Annotated in this window: 17 protein-coding genes and 1 pseudogene; 9 read left to right on the top strand and 9 right to left on the bottom strand. The window is 71.6% G+C overall.

Features of this window, described 5'->3' with window-relative positions; genetic code table 11:
* Nucleotides 1–58: 58 nt before the first annotated feature.
* A pseudogene (locus O3438_RS11920) lies at nucleotides 59–706 on the top strand (HAD family hydrolase); the annotation flags it as partial.
* Nucleotides 707–767: 61 nt separating this feature from the next.
* Here O3438_RS11920 and O3438_RS11915 read toward each other — a convergent pair.
* Nucleotides 768–3,377, bottom strand: coding sequence for a glycoside hydrolase family 9 protein (locus tag O3438_RS11915; protein WP_269680025.1), 2,610 nt, complete (start codon nucleotides 3,375–3,377; stop codon nucleotides 768–770).
* 260 nt (nucleotides 3,378–3,637) lie between these two features.
* On the opposite strand from O3438_RS11915, the gene O3438_RS11910 reads away from it, so the two are divergent.
* Nucleotides 3,638–4,363, top strand: a complete 726-nt coding sequence (locus O3438_RS11910) for a PP2C family protein-serine/threonine phosphatase (RefSeq protein WP_269680024.1) — start codon at nucleotides 3,638–3,640, stop codon at nucleotides 4,361–4,363.
* A 9-nt stretch (nucleotides 4,364–4,372) separates the two neighbouring features.
* Here O3438_RS11910 and hrpB read toward each other — a convergent pair whose 3' ends face one another.
* Genes hrpB through O3438_RS11895 form a run of 3 tightly spaced genes read right to left on the bottom strand, consistent with a single transcriptional unit; the run spans nucleotide 4,373 to nucleotide 8,010 of the window.
* Nucleotides 4,373–6,916, bottom strand: coding sequence for an ATP-dependent helicase HrpB (hrpB, locus tag O3438_RS11905; RefSeq protein WP_269683626.1), 2,544 nt, complete (start codon nucleotides 6,914–6,916; stop codon nucleotides 4,373–4,375).
* 28 nt (nucleotides 6,917–6,944) lie between these two features.
* Nucleotides 6,945–7,145, bottom strand: coding sequence for a DUF397 domain-containing protein (locus tag O3438_RS11900; protein WP_088990465.1), 201 nt, complete (start codon nucleotides 7,143–7,145; stop codon nucleotides 6,945–6,947).
* A 40-nt stretch (nucleotides 7,146–7,185) separates the two neighbouring features.
* Nucleotides 7,186–8,010, bottom strand: coding sequence for a helix-turn-helix domain-containing protein (locus tag O3438_RS11895; protein ID WP_269683625.1), 825 nt, complete (start codon nucleotides 8,008–8,010; stop codon nucleotides 7,186–7,188).
* A gap of 183 nt (nucleotides 8,011–8,193) precedes the next feature.
* On the opposite strand from O3438_RS11895, the gene O3438_RS11890 reads away from it, so the two are divergent.
* The 3 genes from O3438_RS11890 to O3438_RS11880 are packed head-to-tail and all read left to right on the top strand — an operon-like array spanning nucleotide 8,194 to nucleotide 10,966.
* Nucleotides 8,194–8,820: a GOLPH3/VPS74 family protein gene (locus O3438_RS11890; RefSeq protein ID WP_269680023.1), complete on the top strand. Its 627-nt coding sequence runs from the start codon at nucleotides 8,194–8,196 to the stop codon at nucleotides 8,818–8,820.
* 47 nt (nucleotides 8,821–8,867) lie between these two features.
* A complete protein-coding gene (locus tag O3438_RS11885) occupies nucleotides 8,868–10,379 on the top strand; it encodes an APC family permease (RefSeq protein WP_269680022.1) in 1,512 nt (503 codons plus the stop codon).
* The gene (locus tag O3438_RS11880) at nucleotides 10,376–10,966 is read left to right on the top strand and encodes a GNAT family N-acetyltransferase (protein ID WP_269680021.1); all 591 of its coding nucleotides are present in this window, start codon (nucleotides 10,376–10,378) and stop codon (nucleotides 10,964–10,966) included. Before O3438_RS11885 ends, O3438_RS11880 begins: the two co-directional genes overlap by 4 nt.
* Before the next feature lie 96 nt (nucleotides 10,967–11,062).
* On the opposite strand, the gene O3438_RS11875 is transcribed toward O3438_RS11880, so the two are convergent.
* The gene (locus O3438_RS11875; protein ID WP_145784061.1) at nucleotides 11,063–11,887 is read right to left on the bottom strand and encodes a SigB/SigF/SigG family RNA polymerase sigma factor; all 825 of its coding nucleotides are present in this window, start codon (nucleotides 11,885–11,887) and stop codon (nucleotides 11,063–11,065) included.
* 405 nt (nucleotides 11,888–12,292) lie between these two features.
* Here O3438_RS11875 and O3438_RS11870 point away from each other — a divergent pair, with 405 nt between their 5' ends.
* A complete protein-coding gene (locus O3438_RS11870; protein WP_269680020.1) occupies nucleotides 12,293–13,012 on the top strand; it encodes a hypothetical protein in 720 nt (239 codons plus the stop codon).
* Here the strand turns inward: O3438_RS11870 and O3438_RS11865 are convergent.
* Entirely contained in the window at nucleotides 12,961–14,550 is a 1,590-nt protein-coding gene (locus O3438_RS11865) for a phospholipase D family protein (protein WP_269680019.1), read from the bottom strand. The genes O3438_RS11870 and O3438_RS11865 overlap by 52 nt on opposite strands.
* A 135-nt stretch (nucleotides 14,551–14,685) precedes the next feature.
* Between O3438_RS11865 and O3438_RS11860 the strand changes: the two genes are divergently transcribed.
* Nucleotides 14,686–14,814, top strand: a complete 129-nt coding sequence (locus O3438_RS11860; protein ID WP_269458274.1) for a hypothetical protein — start codon at nucleotides 14,686–14,688, stop codon at nucleotides 14,812–14,814.
* A 100-nt stretch (nucleotides 14,815–14,914) separates the two neighbouring features.
* Here the strand turns inward: O3438_RS11860 and O3438_RS11855 are convergent, their stop codons facing one another.
* Together O3438_RS11855 and O3438_RS11850 are read right to left on the bottom strand one after the other, a co-directional pair.
* Entirely contained in the window at nucleotides 14,915–15,901 is a 987-nt protein-coding gene (locus O3438_RS11855) for a pirin family protein (protein ID WP_269680018.1), read from the bottom strand.
* Between the two features lie 9 nt (nucleotides 15,902–15,910).
* Nucleotides 15,911–16,393, bottom strand: a complete 483-nt coding sequence (locus O3438_RS11850; protein WP_269680017.1) for a MarR family winged helix-turn-helix transcriptional regulator — start codon at nucleotides 16,391–16,393, stop codon at nucleotides 15,911–15,913.
* A gap of 157 nt (nucleotides 16,394–16,550) precedes the next feature.
* On the opposite strand from O3438_RS11850, the gene O3438_RS11845 reads away from it, so the two are divergent.
* Nucleotides 16,551–17,084, top strand: a complete 534-nt coding sequence (locus O3438_RS11845; RefSeq protein WP_269680016.1) for a GNAT family N-acetyltransferase — start codon at nucleotides 16,551–16,553, stop codon at nucleotides 17,082–17,084.
* 200 nt (nucleotides 17,085–17,284) lie between these two features.
* On the opposite strand, the gene O3438_RS11840 is transcribed toward O3438_RS11845, so the two are convergent.
* Entirely contained in the window at nucleotides 17,285–17,773 is a 489-nt protein-coding gene (locus O3438_RS11840; RefSeq protein WP_269680015.1) for an FBP domain-containing protein, read from the bottom strand.
* 60 nt (nucleotides 17,774–17,833) lie between these two features.
* Between O3438_RS11840 and O3438_RS11835 the strand changes: the two genes are divergently transcribed.
* Nucleotides 17,834–18,403 (top strand): TetR/AcrR family transcriptional regulator, encoded by a 570-nt coding sequence (locus O3438_RS11835; RefSeq protein WP_269680014.1) that lies wholly within the window; start codon nucleotides 17,834–17,836, stop codon nucleotides 18,401–18,403.
* The last annotated feature ends 32 nt before the right edge of the window (nucleotides 18,404–18,435 follow it).

Genomic DNA, 18,435 nt, shown 5'->3' with positions numbered 1-18,435 from the left:
GCGAGATTCGATTGCCATTTATGCTCCGCCCGGAGCTGCACCAGGACGGGGGTCACGAATGATCAATGCGGTCTTCTTCGATGTCGGCGGAACGATTCTGGACGAGTCCCGCGAGTTCGCGGCATGGGCGGACTGGCTCGGCGTTCCACGACACACGTTCTCGGCGGTCTTCGGTGCGGTGATCGCCCGAGGGCTGGACTACCAGGAGACGTTCCGAACCTTCCGCCCCGACTTCGACCTCGCCGCCGAGCTCGACCGTCGGGCGACCGCCGGCCAGCCGGAGACGTTCGGTGCGGAGGATCTCTATCCGGACGCGCGAGGGTGCCTGACCGCGTTGCGGGACCAGGGTCTGCTGGTGGGCCTGGCCGGTAACCAGCCGGCCCACGCCGAGGCGACCCTGCGTGCTCTCGGCCTCTCCGTGGACGTGATCGGCACGTCGTACGGTTGGGGTGTGGCGAAGCCGTCGGCCGCGTTCTTCGAGCGGGTCGTCGTCGAGGGTGGCGGCGACGCGTCGTCGATCCTGTACGTCGGCGACCGGCCCGACAACGACGCACGACCGGCCCTGGCGGCCGGGATGAAGGCCTGCCTGATCCGGCGCTCGCCGTGGGGGCACATCCTGGACCTCCCGGCCGTGGCCGAGCAGTGCCTGTTCCGCATCGACTCGCTCGACGACCTGCCGGATCTGGTCGCCGCGCACAATGCGGCACCCGTTCAGGGCGGGACCCTGGGTGGCCGCCCCGGGGGAAGAGCGGCCACCCAGGAAGACGTCAGCTCAGCGAGCAGGCCGCCCCGTTGACGGTCACCAGGCCGGGGCTCGGGTTGGCGCCCCCGGTGGTCGTCGCGTTGAAGCCGAACATCACCGAACCACCCGGTGCGATCTTGGCGTTGTGCGACTCGTTTCGTGCGGTCACCGTCGCGCCGGACTGGGTGACCTTCGCCAGCCACGCCTCGCGTACCCGCTGGTCGCCCGTGAACGCGAACCGCACGTTCCACCCGTTGACGGCCGTGGCGCCGGTGTTGCGGACGGTCAGCTGGGCGGTGAACCCGGTGCCGCCCTGCCAGGCGCCGTAGTTGGTGTAGGCCACCGAGCAGGTGGTGGCCGGCACCGCGCCGGAGTCACCCTGGTCGGCCAGGAACGAGGCGATCCAGGTCAGCGCCGAGTTCCAGTTGATCGCGACCTCGTTCGTCGAGTACGAGTTGATGTCGTCGACGTAGCAGAACATCGGCTGGCAGCCGGCCAGCAACTTCGCCACGAACGGGTCCTGGAGGGCCGCGTTCGGGCCACCGGCGATCGAGCCGGCCGGCGGCCGGGGCATGCTCGGATCGAGCTGGTGGCCGAAGATGCGACTGTGCTGGTTCTGCGCGGCGTGCTCGCCCCAACCGGTGACGTAGGAGATGTTCAGCGCGTTGCGACCCAGGATGTAGTCCATCGCCTGCACGGCGCCGTCGCGGTAGACGGGATTGCGGGTCAGGTCGAACGCGGTGGCCAGCACGACGGCGTTGTTGATGACGTTGCTGTTGCCGCCCCAGAAGTAGCTGTTGGCGTCACCGGGCATCGGCAGCCCGTACGCCTGCCGGCGCAGCTCGGCGAGGTACGTGTCGGCGGCGGCGGTGACCGACGCGCGGACCCGGGCCAGGTCGGCGGCGGGCAGCCCATTCGGCACGGTGGCCAGGTCGAGGCGGCCCAGCGCGGCGACGCTCTGCCAGCCGAAGCCGCGCGCGTCGAACACGTTGCCGGTGTGGTGCGGCGACGCGGTCAGGTCGGTCAGGTAGGTCTGCGCCCCGGTGGTCAGGTACAGCTCGGCCGCCGCCCAGTAGAACTCGTCGGTGACGTTGCTGTCGTCGTACGCGCCGCCGCCGGTGCCGTCGGTCGGGCTGGCGTACACCGCAGGGTTGGCCTTGGCCGCGCTGTAGGCGGTCTTCGCCGCGGTGGCGCAACGGTTCGCGAACGCCGCGTCGTACGGGGCGAACAGGCGCGCGCACTGGGCGGCGGTGGCGGCCATGTTGAGGGTGGCCGCTGTCGACGGCGGGTGCAGCTCGCGCGGCTGCGGGTCGTCCTGCGGGGCGAGCGGCAGCCCGGTCCAGTTCTGGTCGTGGATCTTGTGGTGGACCATCCCGGCGAGCGGCTTGCCGGCCGGCACCTGCATGCGCAGCAGGAACTCCAGCTCCCAGCGGGCCTCGTCGAGGATGTCCGGTACGCCGTTGCCGCGCTCGGGCACCCGCAGGGTGCTGTCGCCCAGCGCGGCGCCGCCGTCGGCGGTGGCCGCCGTCTTGGTCCGCTCGAAGGTGCTCAGCAGCTGGTAGGTGGCGATGCCGCCGTTGACCACGTACTTGCCGTGGTCGCCGGCGTCGTACCAGCCGCCGCGCACGTCCAGCGAGTAGTCGCAGACGCCCGGCTGGCAGGGCACGCTGGTGTCACCCTGGTTGGGTGCCACGCCGAGGTGACCGGCGGGGCGCGCGTACTCGTCGCCGATCAGGTCACCGTCGATGGCGATGCCGCTGCGCTGGGCGTAGAAGAACTGCAACGAGTCGGAACGCAGCTGGTCGTAGAGCGTGCCCGAGATGTCGAACGGGTGGCTGGTCTCGCCGTCCACGGTGAGCGTGAGCCCGCTGGCCGGGGTGCGGTAGCTGGAGAAGTCGACGGTGTGCACGTTCTGCCCGGAGGCGGCGTCGACACCGCGGGCGGTGGTGGTGCCGCTGGCCACGACGGCGCCGGCGGCGGAGCGCAGCTGCCAGGGCAGCGCCGCGGTGGCCTCGGTGACGACAGTGGCGTTCTTCGGACCGCCGGGCAGGTAGCCGACCTGGTTGACGCGGACCCGTGGCCCGGTGTCCGGCACGTACGGTTCGGGCGGCTCGCCGCCGCGCAGCGAGACGTCGTCCAGGCAGATGGTCTGCGCCTGGGCGGCACCACCGACCTGGAAGATCAGTTGGGCGTTGGGGTTGTCGTCCGGCACGGTGAAGGTCTGCTCGACCCGCTGGAGGGTGCCGGTCGCGGTGGCGTCGACGGCCGCGTACGTGGTGTAGGGGGCGCTACCGAGTTGCAGCACCGCCTTGACGGCGGCACCGGGTGTGGCGGAGACGGAGAAGCCGAGGGTGTATTCGGCGCCGGCGATCAGCGGCACGCCGTCCTGGCCGATGCCGGCGTCCCACGGGTTGGCCAGGCCGCCGGCGACGGTGGTGCAGAGCTGCCCGTCGGTGACCGCGAGCGCGCCGGTGCCGAAGGAGAACCAAGGGCTCACCCCTTCGCTGAAGTCGCCGTTGTCGATCTGCTCGGGGGCGTCCGGTGGTGGGTCGGCGTGGGCCGCGCCGGCGCCAGCGCCGGTGAGGGCCAGAGTGGTCGCCGCTGCCAACAGGAGGCGGCGTCGGGATGACGTCACGGGGAGTCCTTCCGGGACGGAAACGGGACGGTGGTGGCGACAAGAAGCTGGGAGCGCTCCCAATATCGGCTCGATGTTTCCAGCGTCGGTAGACGATGTCAATTGATCCGGTTGGATGGGTTGTGGCATCCGACATGGGCGGTCGGGCGCGGCGGCGCACCGGCACGCCACGTCACCAAGACGTGAGATTGGCCGCGCCACGCGCCGTCGTCCTGATCTCCTAGAGACAACTGCGCCCTCCGCCTGGCAGGCTGCCTCCCATGACCCTGAAGCTGCGTTCCGTGGGAACGAGCGACCGTGGGCTGATCCGCAGCGGAAACCAGGACGCCCTGCATGCCGGCACCTGGCTCGTCGCCGTCGCCGACGGTATGGGCGGAATGGCCGCCGGCGACCTGGCCAGCGCCCTCACCATCGACGCCGTCGCCCCGCTGGACGTGGAGACACCCGAGGACGCCCTGGTCGCCGCGCTCGAAGGTGCCATCGCCCTGGCCACCTCCCGCATCCGGCAGGCGGTCGCCGAGGACCCCGAGCGTCAGGGCATGGGCACCACACTGACCGCTCTGCTCTTCGCCCGTACCGGCAGCTGCCTGGCCCTCGCCCACGTCGGTGACTCCCGGGCCTACCTCTTCCGCGACGGCGTGCTCAAGCAGGTCACCCGGGACGACACGTTCGTCCAGATGCTGGTCGACCAGGGCGTGATCACCCCGGACCAGGCCAGCAGTCACCCGCGGCGCGCCGTGGTCACCCAGGCGTTGCAGGGCGACGAGGTCTCCCCGTCGTACGCGACGATGGTGCCCCGGGCCGGCGACCGGTGGTTGCTGTGCAGCGACGGTCTCTCCAACGTCGTCCGCCCGGACACCCTCACCGAGGTGCTCAGTGGTTACCCGGACCGGTCGGAGTGCGTCGGCAAGCTCATCGACCTGGCACTGCACGCCGGCGCACCGGACAACGTCACGGTGGCGGTGGCCGACGTGTCGGAGGAGTAGGGGCGACGGTCAGCGCCGGCGGGGGGTGGCGTGCCGGGTGGGCGTCGCCGTGCCCGGGTCCTCCGGCCACGGGTGCCGTGGATAACGTCCACGCAACTCGGAACGGACCTGCGGATAGCCGGTGCGCCAGAACGAGGCCAGATCGGCGGTGACCGCCACCGGACGGCCGGCGGGGGAGAGCAGGTGCAGCAGCACCGGCACCCGCCCGTCGCCGACGCGTGGCGCCACCGACCAGCCGAACGTCTCCTGGAGTTTCACACCGAGCACCGGCGCGGCCGGGTCGGTGTAGTCCACCCGGATCCGTGAACCGCTGGGCACCTCGATCCGCTCCGGGGCCACCTCGTCCAGTCGGGCGGCCTGCGCCCAGGGCAGCAGCCGGCGCAGCGCCGACGTCACGTCCGCCCGCGCCAGATCGGCGCGACGCCGGGCGGCCGCCAACTCCGGCCCCAACCAGGTGGGTGCCGCGTCGAGCAACGCCTCGTCGCCGACGTCCGGCCACGGGTCGCCCAGGTGGTGCCGGAGGAACACCAGCCGCTCGCGCAGCGCCCGCGCCGCCGGCGTCCAGGTCAGCAGCCCCAGGCCCTCCTGACGGAGGCCGGTCAGCAACGCGGCGGCCACCTCGGCCCGGTCCGGCCGCTCCAGCCGCCGCTGGACCAGCTCGATCGCGCCCAGGCGGGTCACCTCCCGCGCCACCACGTCCCCGTCGGACCAGCCCACCTCCCGATCGGTGCGCAGCAGCGGACCGGCCGCCTCCCGGGCCGTCGCCTCGTCCACCGGCGAGGCCCGGCGGATCCGCGCCGCCGACGCGCCGGGCGCGCGGTCCGCGACGGCCACCGCCAGCCAGTCGGCACCGGCCAGCCCCGAGCCGGCCGCCAGGTCCGCGGCGGTCCCGCCGGTCATCAGGTACGCCGACCCGCCCGGCCGCCGCACCCGGGCCAACCGTTCCGGGTACGCCAGACCGACGAGTAGCCCGGCGGCGAGATCGTCGCTCAGCGCGGTGGCCCGGCTCGCGGCACCGGCTCCGGATCGGCCGTCGCCGGCGAGGCTCTCGATGGGCAGCGCGGCGCGCAGTCGTCGTACCTCGGTGCGCCAGCGGGCGGTCGCACCCGCGTCGACACCGGCGCGCAGCCGACGCCAGCCGGCCACCAGGTCGTCGCCGGGGCCGGCGGTGCTCTCCTCGGCGAGCAGGGCGACCACCTCGGCCGCCCGGTCGGCGCCGACCCGACCGGCGCCGTCGAGCAGCGCCCGGGCCAGCCGGGGGTGCGCTCCGGCAGCGGCGATCGCGCGTCCCCGAGCGGTGATCCTCCCCTCGGCGTCGACCGCGCCCAGGGTGCGCAGCGTGTCCCGGGCCACCGCCATCGCGGCGGCCGGCGGCGGGTCGGGCAGCGCCAGTCCGACACCGTCCGGCCGACCCCAGGCGGCCAGCTCCAACGCGAAGCCGGTCAGGTCGGCGGTGGCGATCTCCGGCTCGGGCCGTGCCGGCAGTCGTTCGTGGGTCGCCGCCGACCAGCACCGGTAGACGTACCCGGGAGCCTCCCGGCCGGCCCGGCCCGCGCGTTGGGTGGCGGCGGCCCGGGAGACCGGCACGGTGACCAGCGCGCCCAACCCTCGGGCCAGGTCGATGCGGGGCACCCGGGACAGACCCGCGTCCACCACGACCCGCACGCCCGGGACGGTCAGGCTGGTCTCGGCCAGGGCGGTGGACAGCACCACCCGCCGTCGATCAGCCGGACGCAGGGCGGCGTCCTGCTCGGCGCCGCGTTGCCGACCGTGCAACGGCAGCAGCGCGACAGCGTCGCGCAGGTCGGCCAGCCGGCCGGTGACCGCGGCGATCTCGCCGGCCCCGGGCAGGAAGACCAGCACGTCTCCGTCGCGCTCGCGCAGCGCGCGCCGGACGGTGGCGGCCACGTGGTCCAGCAGCGCCCGGTCCACCGGCCCGGCCCCCGGTGGGGCGATCGGGCGTGCCGGCGGCGACCAGATCCGCGTGACCGGGTGCAGTGCCGAGTCGGCCTGTACGACCGGGGCCGGTGTGGGCCCGCCGAGCAGCGCGGCGAACCGTTCGGTGTCCGGGGTGGCGGACATCGCCAGCAACCACAGGTCCGGCCGGAGGGTGGCCCGCGCCTCCACGGTGAAGGCCAACGCGAGGTCGGCGTCGAGTTGTCGTTCGTGGCACTCGTCGAGCAGCACGGCACCAGTGCCGGGCAGCTCCGGGTCGTGGTGCAGCCGTCGCAGCAGGAGGCCGGTGGTGACCACCTCCACCCGGGTGTCCGGCCCGACCCGCCGTTCGCCGCGGACCGCGTAGCCGACGCGTTCGCCCACCCGCTCGCCGAGCAGCTCGGCCATCCGTCGGGCGGCGGCGCGGGCCGCCACCCGACGGGGTTGGGCGATCACCACCCGACCGGTGACCCGGTCGGCGACGGCCAGCGGCGCGAGGGTGGTCTTGCCGGTGCCCGGCGGTGCCACCAGCACGCCGGTGCCGGCGGTGTCGAGTGCCGCGACCAGCGCCGGCAGCACGGGGCGTACCGGCAGGTCCACTGTTACGTCGGAGAGCACGGCCCAGTCTCGCACCGGCGGAGACGCCTCAGCGGCGACGGACCTCGCTCACGCCGGACACGAAGGCCCGCCAGGCGGCCGGGCCGAAGGCGAGCACCGGACCGGAACGGTCCTTGCTGTCGCGTACGGCGATCTGACCGTCGGCTGTCGCGACCTCCACGCAGTTGCCGTTGCCACTGCTGCGCGTGCTGGTGCGCCAAGCCGCTCGGGTCAGGTCGTGCGCCGTCATCCGGGTACCTCTCGTCTGCGTCGGCGTGCCGCCGAAGCGGTCACGCAAAGTTACGAGAAGCATGCTCAAGACGGGTCAAGGACGCCGTCGGATCGAGCGCCATCCGGCACAGCTCCTCGTGCAGAAGGCTATACCCGAGCACCTGGTCGGTCTCCTCCAGAGCCAGCCCCATCGTGAGGTTATCCAGGTAAACCACGGACGCGTCGGCGGCATCGGCGAAGTTGAGGATCACGTACGGGGTGCTCATCGCGGGGTGGCCGCCGGCCGCGAACGGAAGTACCTGAATTGTTACGTTCGGTAACTGCGCGATCCGGCTCATGTGGACCAACTGTTCGGCCATCACCGCGGCGCCGCCGACCGGGCGCAGCAGCACCGCCTCGTTGAGCACCACCGAGAGCTGGACCGGGTTCTCGCGGCGCAGGACCTCCTGCCGGTGCAGCCGGGCCGCGACCTTGCGTTCCAGGCCGTCCTCGCCGGCGGTGCGGCGGAAGATCTCCCGGGCGTACGCCTCGGTCTGCAGCAGCCCCGGCACCGACTCGGCCTCGTACGTGCGCAGCGCCGCCGCCTCGGCCTCCAGCCCCACGTAGAACTCGAACCACTCGGGCAGCACGTCGCTGTAGTTCTGCCACCAGCCGCGTTGCTGTGCCCCTCGGGCGATCTCGATCAGGGCCTCCGCGTCCGAACCGGTGACCTCGTAGAGGGCGAGGGCGGCTCGGACGTCGCGCGGTTTGATGCCGATCTGCGCGGTCTCGATCCGGGAGAGGTTGCTCTTCGACATGTCGAGCTGGCGGGCGGCCACGTCGAGGGTCATGCCCGCGCGTTCCCGGAGCTGGCGAAGCTCACGGGCGATGCGTCTGCGGCGCACGGTCGGGCTGGCGGCGGGTCGGTTGGTGGGGGTGGCGGTCACTGTCCGAGTCTGACAGACCAAGATCCGCAGGTCGCGCCTGCACGGAGTGCAACTTTCAAATCTGGGAGTTGCGTTGCAATAGCTCTCGGTGCATCCTTTCCCGGTCGCGATCACTGTGGACACACCTGTGCGGGAGGGCCGTTGCTCATCGCCGACGAGTTCTTCCTGATCGCACACAACGACAGTCGTGGCAAGGCCAAGCTGCACCCGGCGGCGACCGGGCTCGGGCTGGCCAGCGGGCTGCTCGGTGAGTTGCTCCTCTACGGACACATCACCGTGTCGGCCGGGCAGGTCACCGTCATCGACCGTCGCCCGCCCGCGGACGCGCTGGCGCACACGGTGCTCGACCAGCTGATCGGCGAGCCCCAGCACCAGGAACTGCGGACCTGGCTCAGCTTCCTGGCGCAGAGCGCGACGACCTCGGTGGGGGAGCGGCTGGCCCGTGCCGGCGTGCTGCGCCGCCAGGAGAGTCGCCGGTTGCTGCGCACCTCGGTCACCTACCTGCCGATCGACCTCAACGCGGTGGCCTGGCCGGCAACCCGGCTCCGCGCACTGCTGGACCGGCCCGACCCGCCGAACGTGCCGGACGCGTTGCTGCTCGGCCTCGTCGCGGCCGCCGGGCTGACCCGCGAAGTGCTGTGGAGCGCCGGCCCGCGCGCCCACCACCGGCTGAACGTCCTCATCCCCGCGCTGCCGGCGCCGCTGAAGGAACTGGTCGGGCACACCGAGGCCGCCGTCGGCGCCGCCGTGCTGCGCGGCATTCCCTGATTTCCCCGGTAACCCCTACCCTCCCCCTCGACGACCGGAGTAGTCGTATGCCCCCGACATCGACAGTCGACCGACCCAGCAACGTCTCCGACGCCCTGGCCCGAGGCCGCCTCGGCATCCCTTCGGTGATCTTCTTCGTGCTCTCCGCGGCCGCGCCGCTGACCGTGGTGGCCGGTGTCGTCACCACCGGCTACGGCGTCATCGGGGTGACCGGCATCCCGCTGGCCTTCCTGCTGGTCGCCGCCGTGCTCGCCCTGTTCTCGGTGGGCTACGTGGCGATGTCGCGGCGGGTGGAGAACGCCGGTGCCTTCTACGCCTACATCTCCCGAGGTCTCGGCCGCCCGGCGGGCGTGGGCGCCGCCTGGGTCGCGTTGATCGCGTACAACGCGCTACAGGTCGGGTTGTACGGCACCATCGGCGCGGCAGCCGAGCCGGTGCTGGACCGGATCTTCGGTGGGCATCCGCACTGGGCGGTCGTGGCCCTGGTGGCGTGGGCGTTGGTCGGCCTGCTCGGTCTGCTCCGGGTGGACATCAACGGTCTGGTCCTGGCCGCGCTGCTGGTCGCCGAGATCGTGGTGATCCTCGTCTTCGACCTGGGTCAGATCGGCAACCCCGCCGGTGACCAGGTCAGCTTCGCCAGCTTCTCGCCGGACAACCTCTTCGTGCCGGGGGTCGGCGCGGTGCTGGTGCTGGCGATCCTGGGCTTCGTCGGCTTCGAGTCCGCCGTGGTCTTCAGCGAGGAGAGCAAGGACCCCAAGCGGACGGTGCCGCTCGCGACGTACCTCTCGGTGGCGATCATCGCCGGGCTGTACGCGCTGTCGTCCTGGACCATGACGGTCGCCGTGGGGCCGGACAAGATCGTCGCCGAGGCCGGCGGGCAGGGTGTCGAGCTGATCTTCAACCTGGCTGCCGCGCACCTCGGCGACACCGTGGTCACCATCGGGCAGGTCCTCTTCCTGACCTCCGTGCTCGCCGCGATGATCTCGTTCCACAACACCACGGCCCGCTACACCTTCGCGCTCGGCCGGGAGCGGGTGCTGCCGGCGGTGTTCGGGCAGACCTCGGCCCGAACCGGTGCGCCCCGGGCGGCCTCGCTGGCGCAGAGCGCCCTCGGCCTGGTGGTCATCCTGGTGTACGCGATCAACGGCTGGGAGCCCGTGGTCCAGTTGTTCTTCTGGGGCGGCACCACCGGCGGGTTCGGCGTACTGCTGCTGATCGCCACCACCTCGGTTGCCGTGATCGCCTACTTCGCCCGTTCCCCCGGCGGCGAGAACGTCTGGCGACGGGTCGTCGCGCCCGGTCTGGCCACCGTGGTGCTCTTCGTGATCATCTGGTTGGCGGTGTCGAACTTCGCCAACCTGCTCGGCGTCGCGCCGGACTCCACCCTGCGGTGGGCGTTGCCCGCCGTGTACCCGGTGGCCGCCCTCCTGGGCGTCTGCTGGGGGCTGGTGCTGCGCGGCAACCGTCCCGACACGTACGCCCGGATCGGCCTGGGCGCGGCGAGCAGTGCCGCAGTCGTCACGCCGTCGGCGCAGCCCACCGCGGAGGCGACCCGATGAGCGTGGTCGTCGAGCGGCTCGGGCCGGAGGAGACCGCCCTGGTGGCGGGTCGGATCGCCGAGGCGTTCACCGTGCTGGAGGTGACGTACTGGCTGGTGCCCGACGCGAGCAAGCGGGAGGCCGTGTTGGCCGGGGACTTCGAGATCCTGGTCGACCACGCCATGCGGCACGGCATGGTGCACTCCACCGAGGACCGGGCGTCGGTGGCGGTCTGGCTCCCGTCGGTCGGTGAGCCGGCGCCGCCGCCAGCGGACTACGACGCCCGACTGGCCGCCGCCTGCGGCGAGTGGACCGACCGCTTCCAGCACCTCGACGAGCTGTTCGCGGCGAACCACCCGCACCCCGACCACCACCACCTGGCCTTCCTGGCGACCCGACCGGACCGGCAGGGGCAGGGGTTGGGGAGCGCCCTGATGCGGCACCACCACGCCTGGCTGGACGCCAACGGGATGCCCGCGTACCTGGAGGCGAGCAGCCCGCGCAGCCGGGACCTGTACGCCAGACACGGCTACCTGGCCGGGGAGCCGTTCCGGGTGCCCGACGGCACGCCGTTCTGGCCGATGTGGCGGGAGCCGGCGGGGAACTGACCGCATCGTCCCGCACGCACTGTCACGCTCGCGTGACAGTCTGAACAGAAGTAGAGGGCCGGGTCCACGGACCCGGCCCTCCGCTTCGTCAGGTGCTCAGTACGTGCCGTCCAGCTGGCCGCGCAGCTTGGTCAGCGCCCGGGTCAGCAGCCGGGAGACGTGCATCTGCGAGACACCGATCTGGTCGGCGATCTGCGACTGGGTCAGGTTGCCGTAGAAGCGCAGCGTGAGGATCTTCTGCTCGCGCTCGTCGAGGGTGGCCAGCGCCGGGCCGAGGGCGACCCGCAGCTCGGCCAGCTCGAACTCGTTGTCCTCGCCGCCGAGCATGTCGCCCAGCTCGGTGGCCCGCTCGCCGTCGCCGGTCGGGGTGGACAGCGACACCGCGTTGTACGCGCGGGCGCCCTCCAGGCCCTCCAGGACCTCTTCCTCGGTGAGCTTGAGGTGGGCGGCGATGTCGGCGACCGTCGGCGAGCGGCCGAGGGTCTGCAGGAGTGAGCTGTTGGCGTCGGAGATGGCCAGCCGCAGCTCCTGGAGCCGGCGGGGCACGCGGATGTCCCAGGTGCGGTCCCGGAAGTGCCGCTTGAGCTCGCCGATGATGGTGGGGATCGCGTAGCCGGCGAAGTCGACACCGCGGGAGGGGTCGAACTTGTCGATCGCCTTGATCAGGCCGACCGCGGCGGTCTGGGCCAGGTCGTCGGTCGGCTCGCCGCGCCCGCTGTAGCGGTGGGCCAGGTGGTTGGCCAGCGGCAGCCAGGCCTCGATCGCGCGGTCCCGCAGGGCGGCGCGCGACGGGTGGTTGGCGGGCAGCGCCGCCATGGCGTTGAGCAGGTCGGCGGCGCTGTCGGTGAGAGCGCGCGGGTCAAGCTTTGCGGGTGCCTTCACGGCGGTGCTCTGCTGCTCAGTGATCGTTGGCGCGGTCATGGGTGGTCCTCCCTGCACCTCGTCCGCGGACAAAAAAGGTGTGACTCTTTGGTTTAGCTTTCTATGGGCCGTTCGGGAGTCACCTTAACCTGATCGTCTCGCAGAAATCTAGCCGAAAGGCTGATGTACTTAAGGTGTGTTGAGTAACAAAAGACGTAAATCCGGCATTAGACGGTCTGGCTGTGAGGATCGTGACCCGTTATACGGCTGCGCTTCGCCACCCGGTAATCCCTCCGGCCTGACCGACCGGCCGTCGTCTCTCGCCAACCGGTCAACATGAAATCCGACATCAGGGCAGGAGTGTCGCCTATCCGTCGTTGTCCCGCTGGCGGGACCGGCCGTAGCGTCGCCTTACACACCCGGTTCGGAGGCACCGTGCTCGATCCAGCCGCTCCCCAGCTCGTCGTGAACAGTCGAACGCTCTACTTCAGCTGGCTGCCGGCGGACCCGGACGCTGTCGCCGCACTGGTTCCGCCGGGGCTGTGCCCCCGCCCCGACCGTCAGGTGTTCCTCAACCAGTACATCGTGGATGACGAGACACAGACCTCCGGCTTCGGCGCGTACTCGCTGACCTACCTCGGGGTCTCACTGGTGGGCGTGGACGCCCCCGGTGGCCTCAACCCGGGGGGCTGGTGGAGCCACTACGTCGCCTCCAGCCGGCGGGTCCGTGAGTACGCTGCCGCCCGTGGCGCCCCGGTGCTCTCCGGGCGGACCAGGATCGAGGTCAGCGGCGAGGACCTGCTCTCCGAGACGGAGATCGACGGGACCCCGTTGATCCGGGCCCGCTGCCGGGTGGGCGAGACCGGTCACGTGATCAGCAGCGGGCACCACCGCTACTTCACCCGTCGTGACGGCCAACTCCTCAGCTCGGCGTACCCGTTCGTCGCCGAGCCGGTCGCCCCGTTCGAGATCGAGTCGGTGGAGTTCCTCCAACCGGGGCACCCGATCTACGCGCTCCGCCCGGCCAATCCGCTGACCATCGGCTTCGGCTACTACTCGCCGCGTTCCTCGTTCGCCTATCCCGGCGGGTTGACAGTGCACCCGGTCGCCGCGCCGGAGCCGACCCGACCCGTTCACCAGGTGCCGGCCAGCCTCGCCCGCAGTGGCCTGCCGTCCGGGTCATAGACCAGCCGGTACACCGGCAACGCCCAGGCCCTGGTGAACCACGGCAGCCGCTCGGGGCGGTGCGGGCGCAGCCGTCCGGGCGGCCGGTCGCCCACCTGACCGCCGTCGTACCACTGCTGGAGCGCGTCGGCGGCAGCGGTGACGGCCGCGACGGCGTCCGCCGGGTCGAGCAGGTCGGCGTCGTCCGCGCCGTCCGGGTCACGATCCAGGTGCTCGCGCAAGAGCCGTAGCCGCACGTCCCGGGCGAAGACCCGAGCGCCGTCCCCCTGACCTGCGGGATCGGTGGGCTCCCGCTGGTCGCGGGTCTCGTCGAGCACGGCGCAGGACAACTCGCTGTCGTGCGTCCATGACCGGCGGTTGAAGTTGTCGCTGCCCACGCTGGCCCACACGTCGTCGACGACACACACCTTCGCGTGCACGTAGACCGGGTCACCGGAGCGGTTCTCCACGTCGAAGACGTGCACCCGGTCCGGTGCGGCGCGCTCGCACAGCGACAGCGCCTGCTCCCGCCCGACCATGTTCGGTGGCAGCGCCAACCGGCCGTCCACATCCGGGTATCGCGGCACCACGGCGACCAGGTGCAGATCCGGGTTGTCCCGCAGCGCGTGCGCGAACAGGTCCGCGACCTCGGCGGACCAGAGGTACTGGTCCTCCAGGTAGATGAGTCGACGGGCGCGGCGTACCGCCTTGGTGTAACCCCGGGCCACGGTCCGCTCGCCGTCGGGCGCGAACGAGTAGCGGGGGCGGACGGCGGGGTAGGTGCGCAGCACCTGGATCTGGTGCGGACCGCAGGGCGGTGGATCGGCCGGTTGCTCGGGCAGCGGATCCGGGCGCAGGTCCGCGCCGCGCAGCCGGTCCCGCAGGTAGGCCATCGGGTTCTCCGAGTCCAGCGGCATCGGGTCGGTCCAGCGTTCCCGGAACAGCGTGTCCAACGCGCCGACCACCGGACCGCGTACCGCGAGCTGGACGTCGTGCCAGGGCGGGGTGGGCCCGTAGCGGGGGGACATCTGTACCGGTTGCGGGTCGCCGTGGTGATCGGCGTCGTCGCGGCGGCTGTGGCACAGGTCGATCCCGCCGGCGAACGCGATGTCCCGTTCCGGCGCGTCCGGGTGCCGCAACACCACGAGTTTCTGGTGATGCGAGCCGCCGCGCCGGACCCGCTGGTCGAGCAGCACCTCCCCGCCGGCTGCCGAGATCGTCTCGCTGAGGTCGCGGTTCTCCGCCTCGCTGTAGGCCAGCACGTCGAGGTGCGAACGCCAGATCAGCCCCTTGACCACCACGCCACGCTGGGCGGCCTGGGCGAAGAGTTGGGCCACGGTCGGGCCGTCCGGGCGCAGCCGCTGGTCCGGGTCACCCCGCCAGTCGGTGAAGAACAGGTGGTCACCCGGGCCCAGGGCCTGCACCTCGTCGACCAGCCGGTCGAAGTACGCGGCACCGTGAATCAACGGCTCAGCGAGGTTTCCCGTGGTCCAGACGGGTAACCCAGACACCGGGTTGGCGCGTTCCTCAGCGGTGAGAAACCAGTCCTGCAACGGCACCGTCCAGCCCCCCTGGAGGTCGGCTACGTCCTCACGGTAGGACGAGCGACCCCGGTCCGCACGCCAGGCCGACTGACCAGTGACCTGGTCAACGCCATCGAAGAGCGACGCGACGACAGCCGAGGAGGCCACACCATGCCCCGCGACACGACGAATCCCGTGACCGAGGACCGCGAGCCGGCGGTGGAGAGCGAACGGGGTGCGCTGGTAGCGGTGTTGCTGATGGTGATTCTGGGCGTCGCCGGGATATTCGCGGTCTCCTGAGGCGGCGCCGACGCCCCGACGGTGTTCGCGGGAGCGTCGGCGCCGATCGCAGTGGTGACCTGCCGTCAGGGCGGGCCTGACGAAGCCGGCACGGCTCGCGTCAGGGCCGGTTGCCCTGGCCGCCGGTGTGCGGCAGCCGCTCGCTGGGGATCACACCGAGACGACCGGCCTGGAAGTCCTCGAAGGCCTGGATCAGCTCGTCCCGGGTGTTCATCACGAACGGGCCGTACTGCGCCACCGGCTCCCGGATCGGCTGACCTCCCATGATGTAGAGGTCGAGCGCCGGGGTGTTGCTGTCCTGTGCGACGTCGGCGCCGAATCGCAGCGCGTCACCCGGACCGTGCACCGCGAGCTGGCCGGTGCGCACCGGCCGCCGGTCGGTGCCGACAGTGCCGCGCCCGCCGAGCACGTACACCAGGGCGTTGAACTCGGGCTGCCAGGGCAGGTCGACCTGAGCGCCCGGCTGCACGGTGACGTGCGTGATGGTGATCGGGGTGAACGTCGAACCCGGGCCGCGGTGCCCGGCGATCTCACCGGCGATGACACGGATCAGCGCGCCGCCGTCGGGCGTGGTGAGCAGTGCCGACTCACCGCCCCGGATGTCCTGGTAGCGGGGCGGGTTCATCTTGGCCGAGCGGGGCAGGTTGACCCAGAGTTGGGTGCCGTGGAAGAGGCCGCCGCTCATCACCAGGTGCTCCGGCGGCGCCTCGATGTGCAGCAGGCCGCTGCCCGCCGTCATCCACTGGGTGTCGCCGTCGGTGATGGTGCCGCCACCGCCGTGCGAGTCCTGGTGGTCGAAGACGCCGTCGATGATGTACGTGACCGTCTCGAAGCCCCGGTGCGGGTGCCACGGTGTTCCTTTCGGCTCACCCGGCGCGTAGTCGACCTCGCCCATCTGGTCGAGGTGGATGAACGGGTCCAGGTCGGTGGTCGACACCCCGGCGAAGGCGCGACGGACCGGGAAGCCCTCGCCCTCGAAGCCGCTGGGCGCGGTGGTCACCGTGCGGACCGGACGGAAGGTGGTGGACTCCTCCAACCGGGGCAGGCGGGGGAGGACGAGAACGTTGTCGACGGTGATCGCGGGCATCGAAGGCTCCTAGCTCGTGGCATGGGTGGTCGAACCGGACCGGGACGCCCGCAGGCGGTCACCGATCCGGCCGAAGACCCGGGTGAGGCAGGCGACCTCGGCGTCGTCGAGGTCGTCCATCAGGTGGGTGCGCACCGACGCCAGGTGGTGCGGTGCGGCGTCCCGAAGTGCGAGCAGCCCGGCGGCGGTGAGGACCGCCTCGCTGCCGCGTCGGTCGTCCGGGCAGGGTTCCTTGCTGACCATGCCGCGGCGCTGCATCGAGGAGATCTGGTAGGTCAGTCGGCTCGGCGAGAAGATGAGTCGGCTGGCCAGCTCACCCATCCGCAGTCGCTGCCCCGGTGCCTCGGAGAGCAGGACCAGCACGTGGTAGTCGGCGAAGCTGAGGTCGCTCTCGGCGCGCAGGTCTTCTTCCAGCTGGGTGTAGAGACGCTGGCTGGCCTCGATGTAGGCCCGCCAGGCGGCCTCTCGGGTGCTGTCCAGGCTCTCGGTCATGCGGTCGACGATAGCACTAGTTCAAAATTTAACTAGCGCTCTTGCGCGTTGCCTGGATCACCTTTGCGGCGTGCGGCGCGTGTTTGGTGCAGCTTTTAAGTAAGTGGTCGACAATGCGGCGGCGCGACCGGTACGCGATGTGTCAGACTCCGGCCTCGTGGAACACGTACAACTCACCACCGACGACCTGCTGCTTCGTCCCTGGCGGGACGAGGACGCCCCGGCGGTGCGCGACGCCCTGCGCGACCCGGCGATCGCCCAGTGGAACCCGCAGGGCGGCGGCCCGATCGACGACGAGGTCGCGTTGTCCTGGGTGCGCCGTCGCGCCGACTGGTCCGCCGGGGACCACGCCTCGATGGCGGTGACCTCGGCGGTCGACGGCGGCCTGCTCGGGTCGGTGTCGCTGCACCGCATCCACGACGGCGACGCGTCCATCGGCTACTGGACGGTGCCGGCCGCCCGAGGGCGTCAGGTGGCGGGCCGCGCCGTCCTCCGGCTCACCGACTGGGCGTTCGCCGATCTCGGGCTGCACCGCGTGGAGTTGTGTCACGCGGTGGCCAACCCGGCCTCCTGCCGGGTGGCCGACCGGGCCGGCTACCGGGCCGAGGGGACGCTGCGCGAGTCGTACCGGTACGGCGACGGCCGCCGCTACGACGAGCACCTGCACGCCCGCCTGGCCACCGACCGCTAGCCGCGGGCCGCGCTCCGGGGCGCCCTCCAGGTCTGAGGCGAGGAGTGCAGGTCCCTGCCGTGCCTGTAGACCTGCCCCGCAGGTGGGGCAGGCGTTGGTGTGGTGGGGCATGGCACGGTGTGTAAGGGGTGGACCAGATATGGGGCAGCTCTACAGGTCGACACCAGTGCGGCCCGGGCTGCGCGGACAGGTGCCAGCCGTCACCCGGTGACCTTGGAGAGGAATGTCGCGAGGGCGCTCCGCACGCGGTCGATCCGCTCCGGCAGGGGCAGAGGCTCGGGCGCGGGGGGCCCGGCGTGCTTCTTGCCCCGCAGGTAGAGCGAGCAGGCCAGGTCGGAGCACAGGTACGTGCCGACGGAATCACCCTGCCGCCCGCTTGGGCCGGCCTTGGGGGCGGTCATCAGCGAGACGCCTCCGCCCAGGTGGGTGGTCAGGCAGAACGAGCACATGCTGTGCCGCACACGCCCCGTCTGGTGCGTGGCAGCCCGCAGCACCACCCCGGCCAGCCCGTCGTCGGTCTCGGCCACCAGATAGGCCCGCTGTGGCGCGGAAGGGTCCCGCCAACCGAGAAAGTCGAGGTCGTCCCATGGACGCATCTCAAGATCATTGGGTACGGCCAGCCGCTTCGCCTCGCCCCGACTGCAGTTGACGAAGGATGAGCGGATGACGGATTCGGTCAGGACCAACATAGGTTGTAGCCTAGCCCTCCTAGGCAAGTGATTATTGAGGATAGGTTGGGAGTGTGCTGCATGGCACGTGCCGGGGTTACCGCCGAGCGCCTCACGCTGGCCGCCGCCGAGCTGGCCGACGAGGTGGGCGTCGAGAACGTGACGGTCGCCGCGCTCGCGCGCCACTTCGGGGTCAAGGACGCCAGCCTCTACTTCCACATCAAGAACGCCCGGGACCTGCGCGTCCGGATCGCCCTCCTGGCCCTGGCGGAACTGGCCGACCGGGTCGCCACCGCCCTCGCCGGACGCGCCGGCAAGGACGCGCTGGTGGCCTTCGCCAACGCGTACCGGGACTACGCGAGGCAGCACCCGGGCCGCTACGCCGCGATGCAGATCGACCTCGACCCGGAGACCGCCATGGCGAGCGCCGGCCCCCGGCACGCGGAGATGACCCGGGCCATCCTGCGCGGCTACCACCTCGCCGAGCCCGACCAGACCGACGCGGTGCGGATGATGCACAGCACGTTCCACGGGTTCGTCAGCCTGGAGAAGACCGGAGGCTTCCGGCACACCCCCCGTACGACCGACGACTCGTGGACCCGCACGTTGGACGCCCTCGACGCCGTCCTGAGCAACTGGCCGTCCCGGTGAGCGGCCCCGCCGCCACGACATAGGCTCGACGG

Origin of the sequence: Micromonospora sp. WMMC250, from assembly GCF_027460215.1 — a bacterium.
Taxonomy (GTDB): domain Bacteria; phylum Actinomycetota; class Actinomycetes; order Mycobacteriales; family Micromonosporaceae; genus Micromonospora; species Micromonospora taraxaci.
This window is presented reverse-complemented; position numbering and strand designations above follow the sequence as displayed.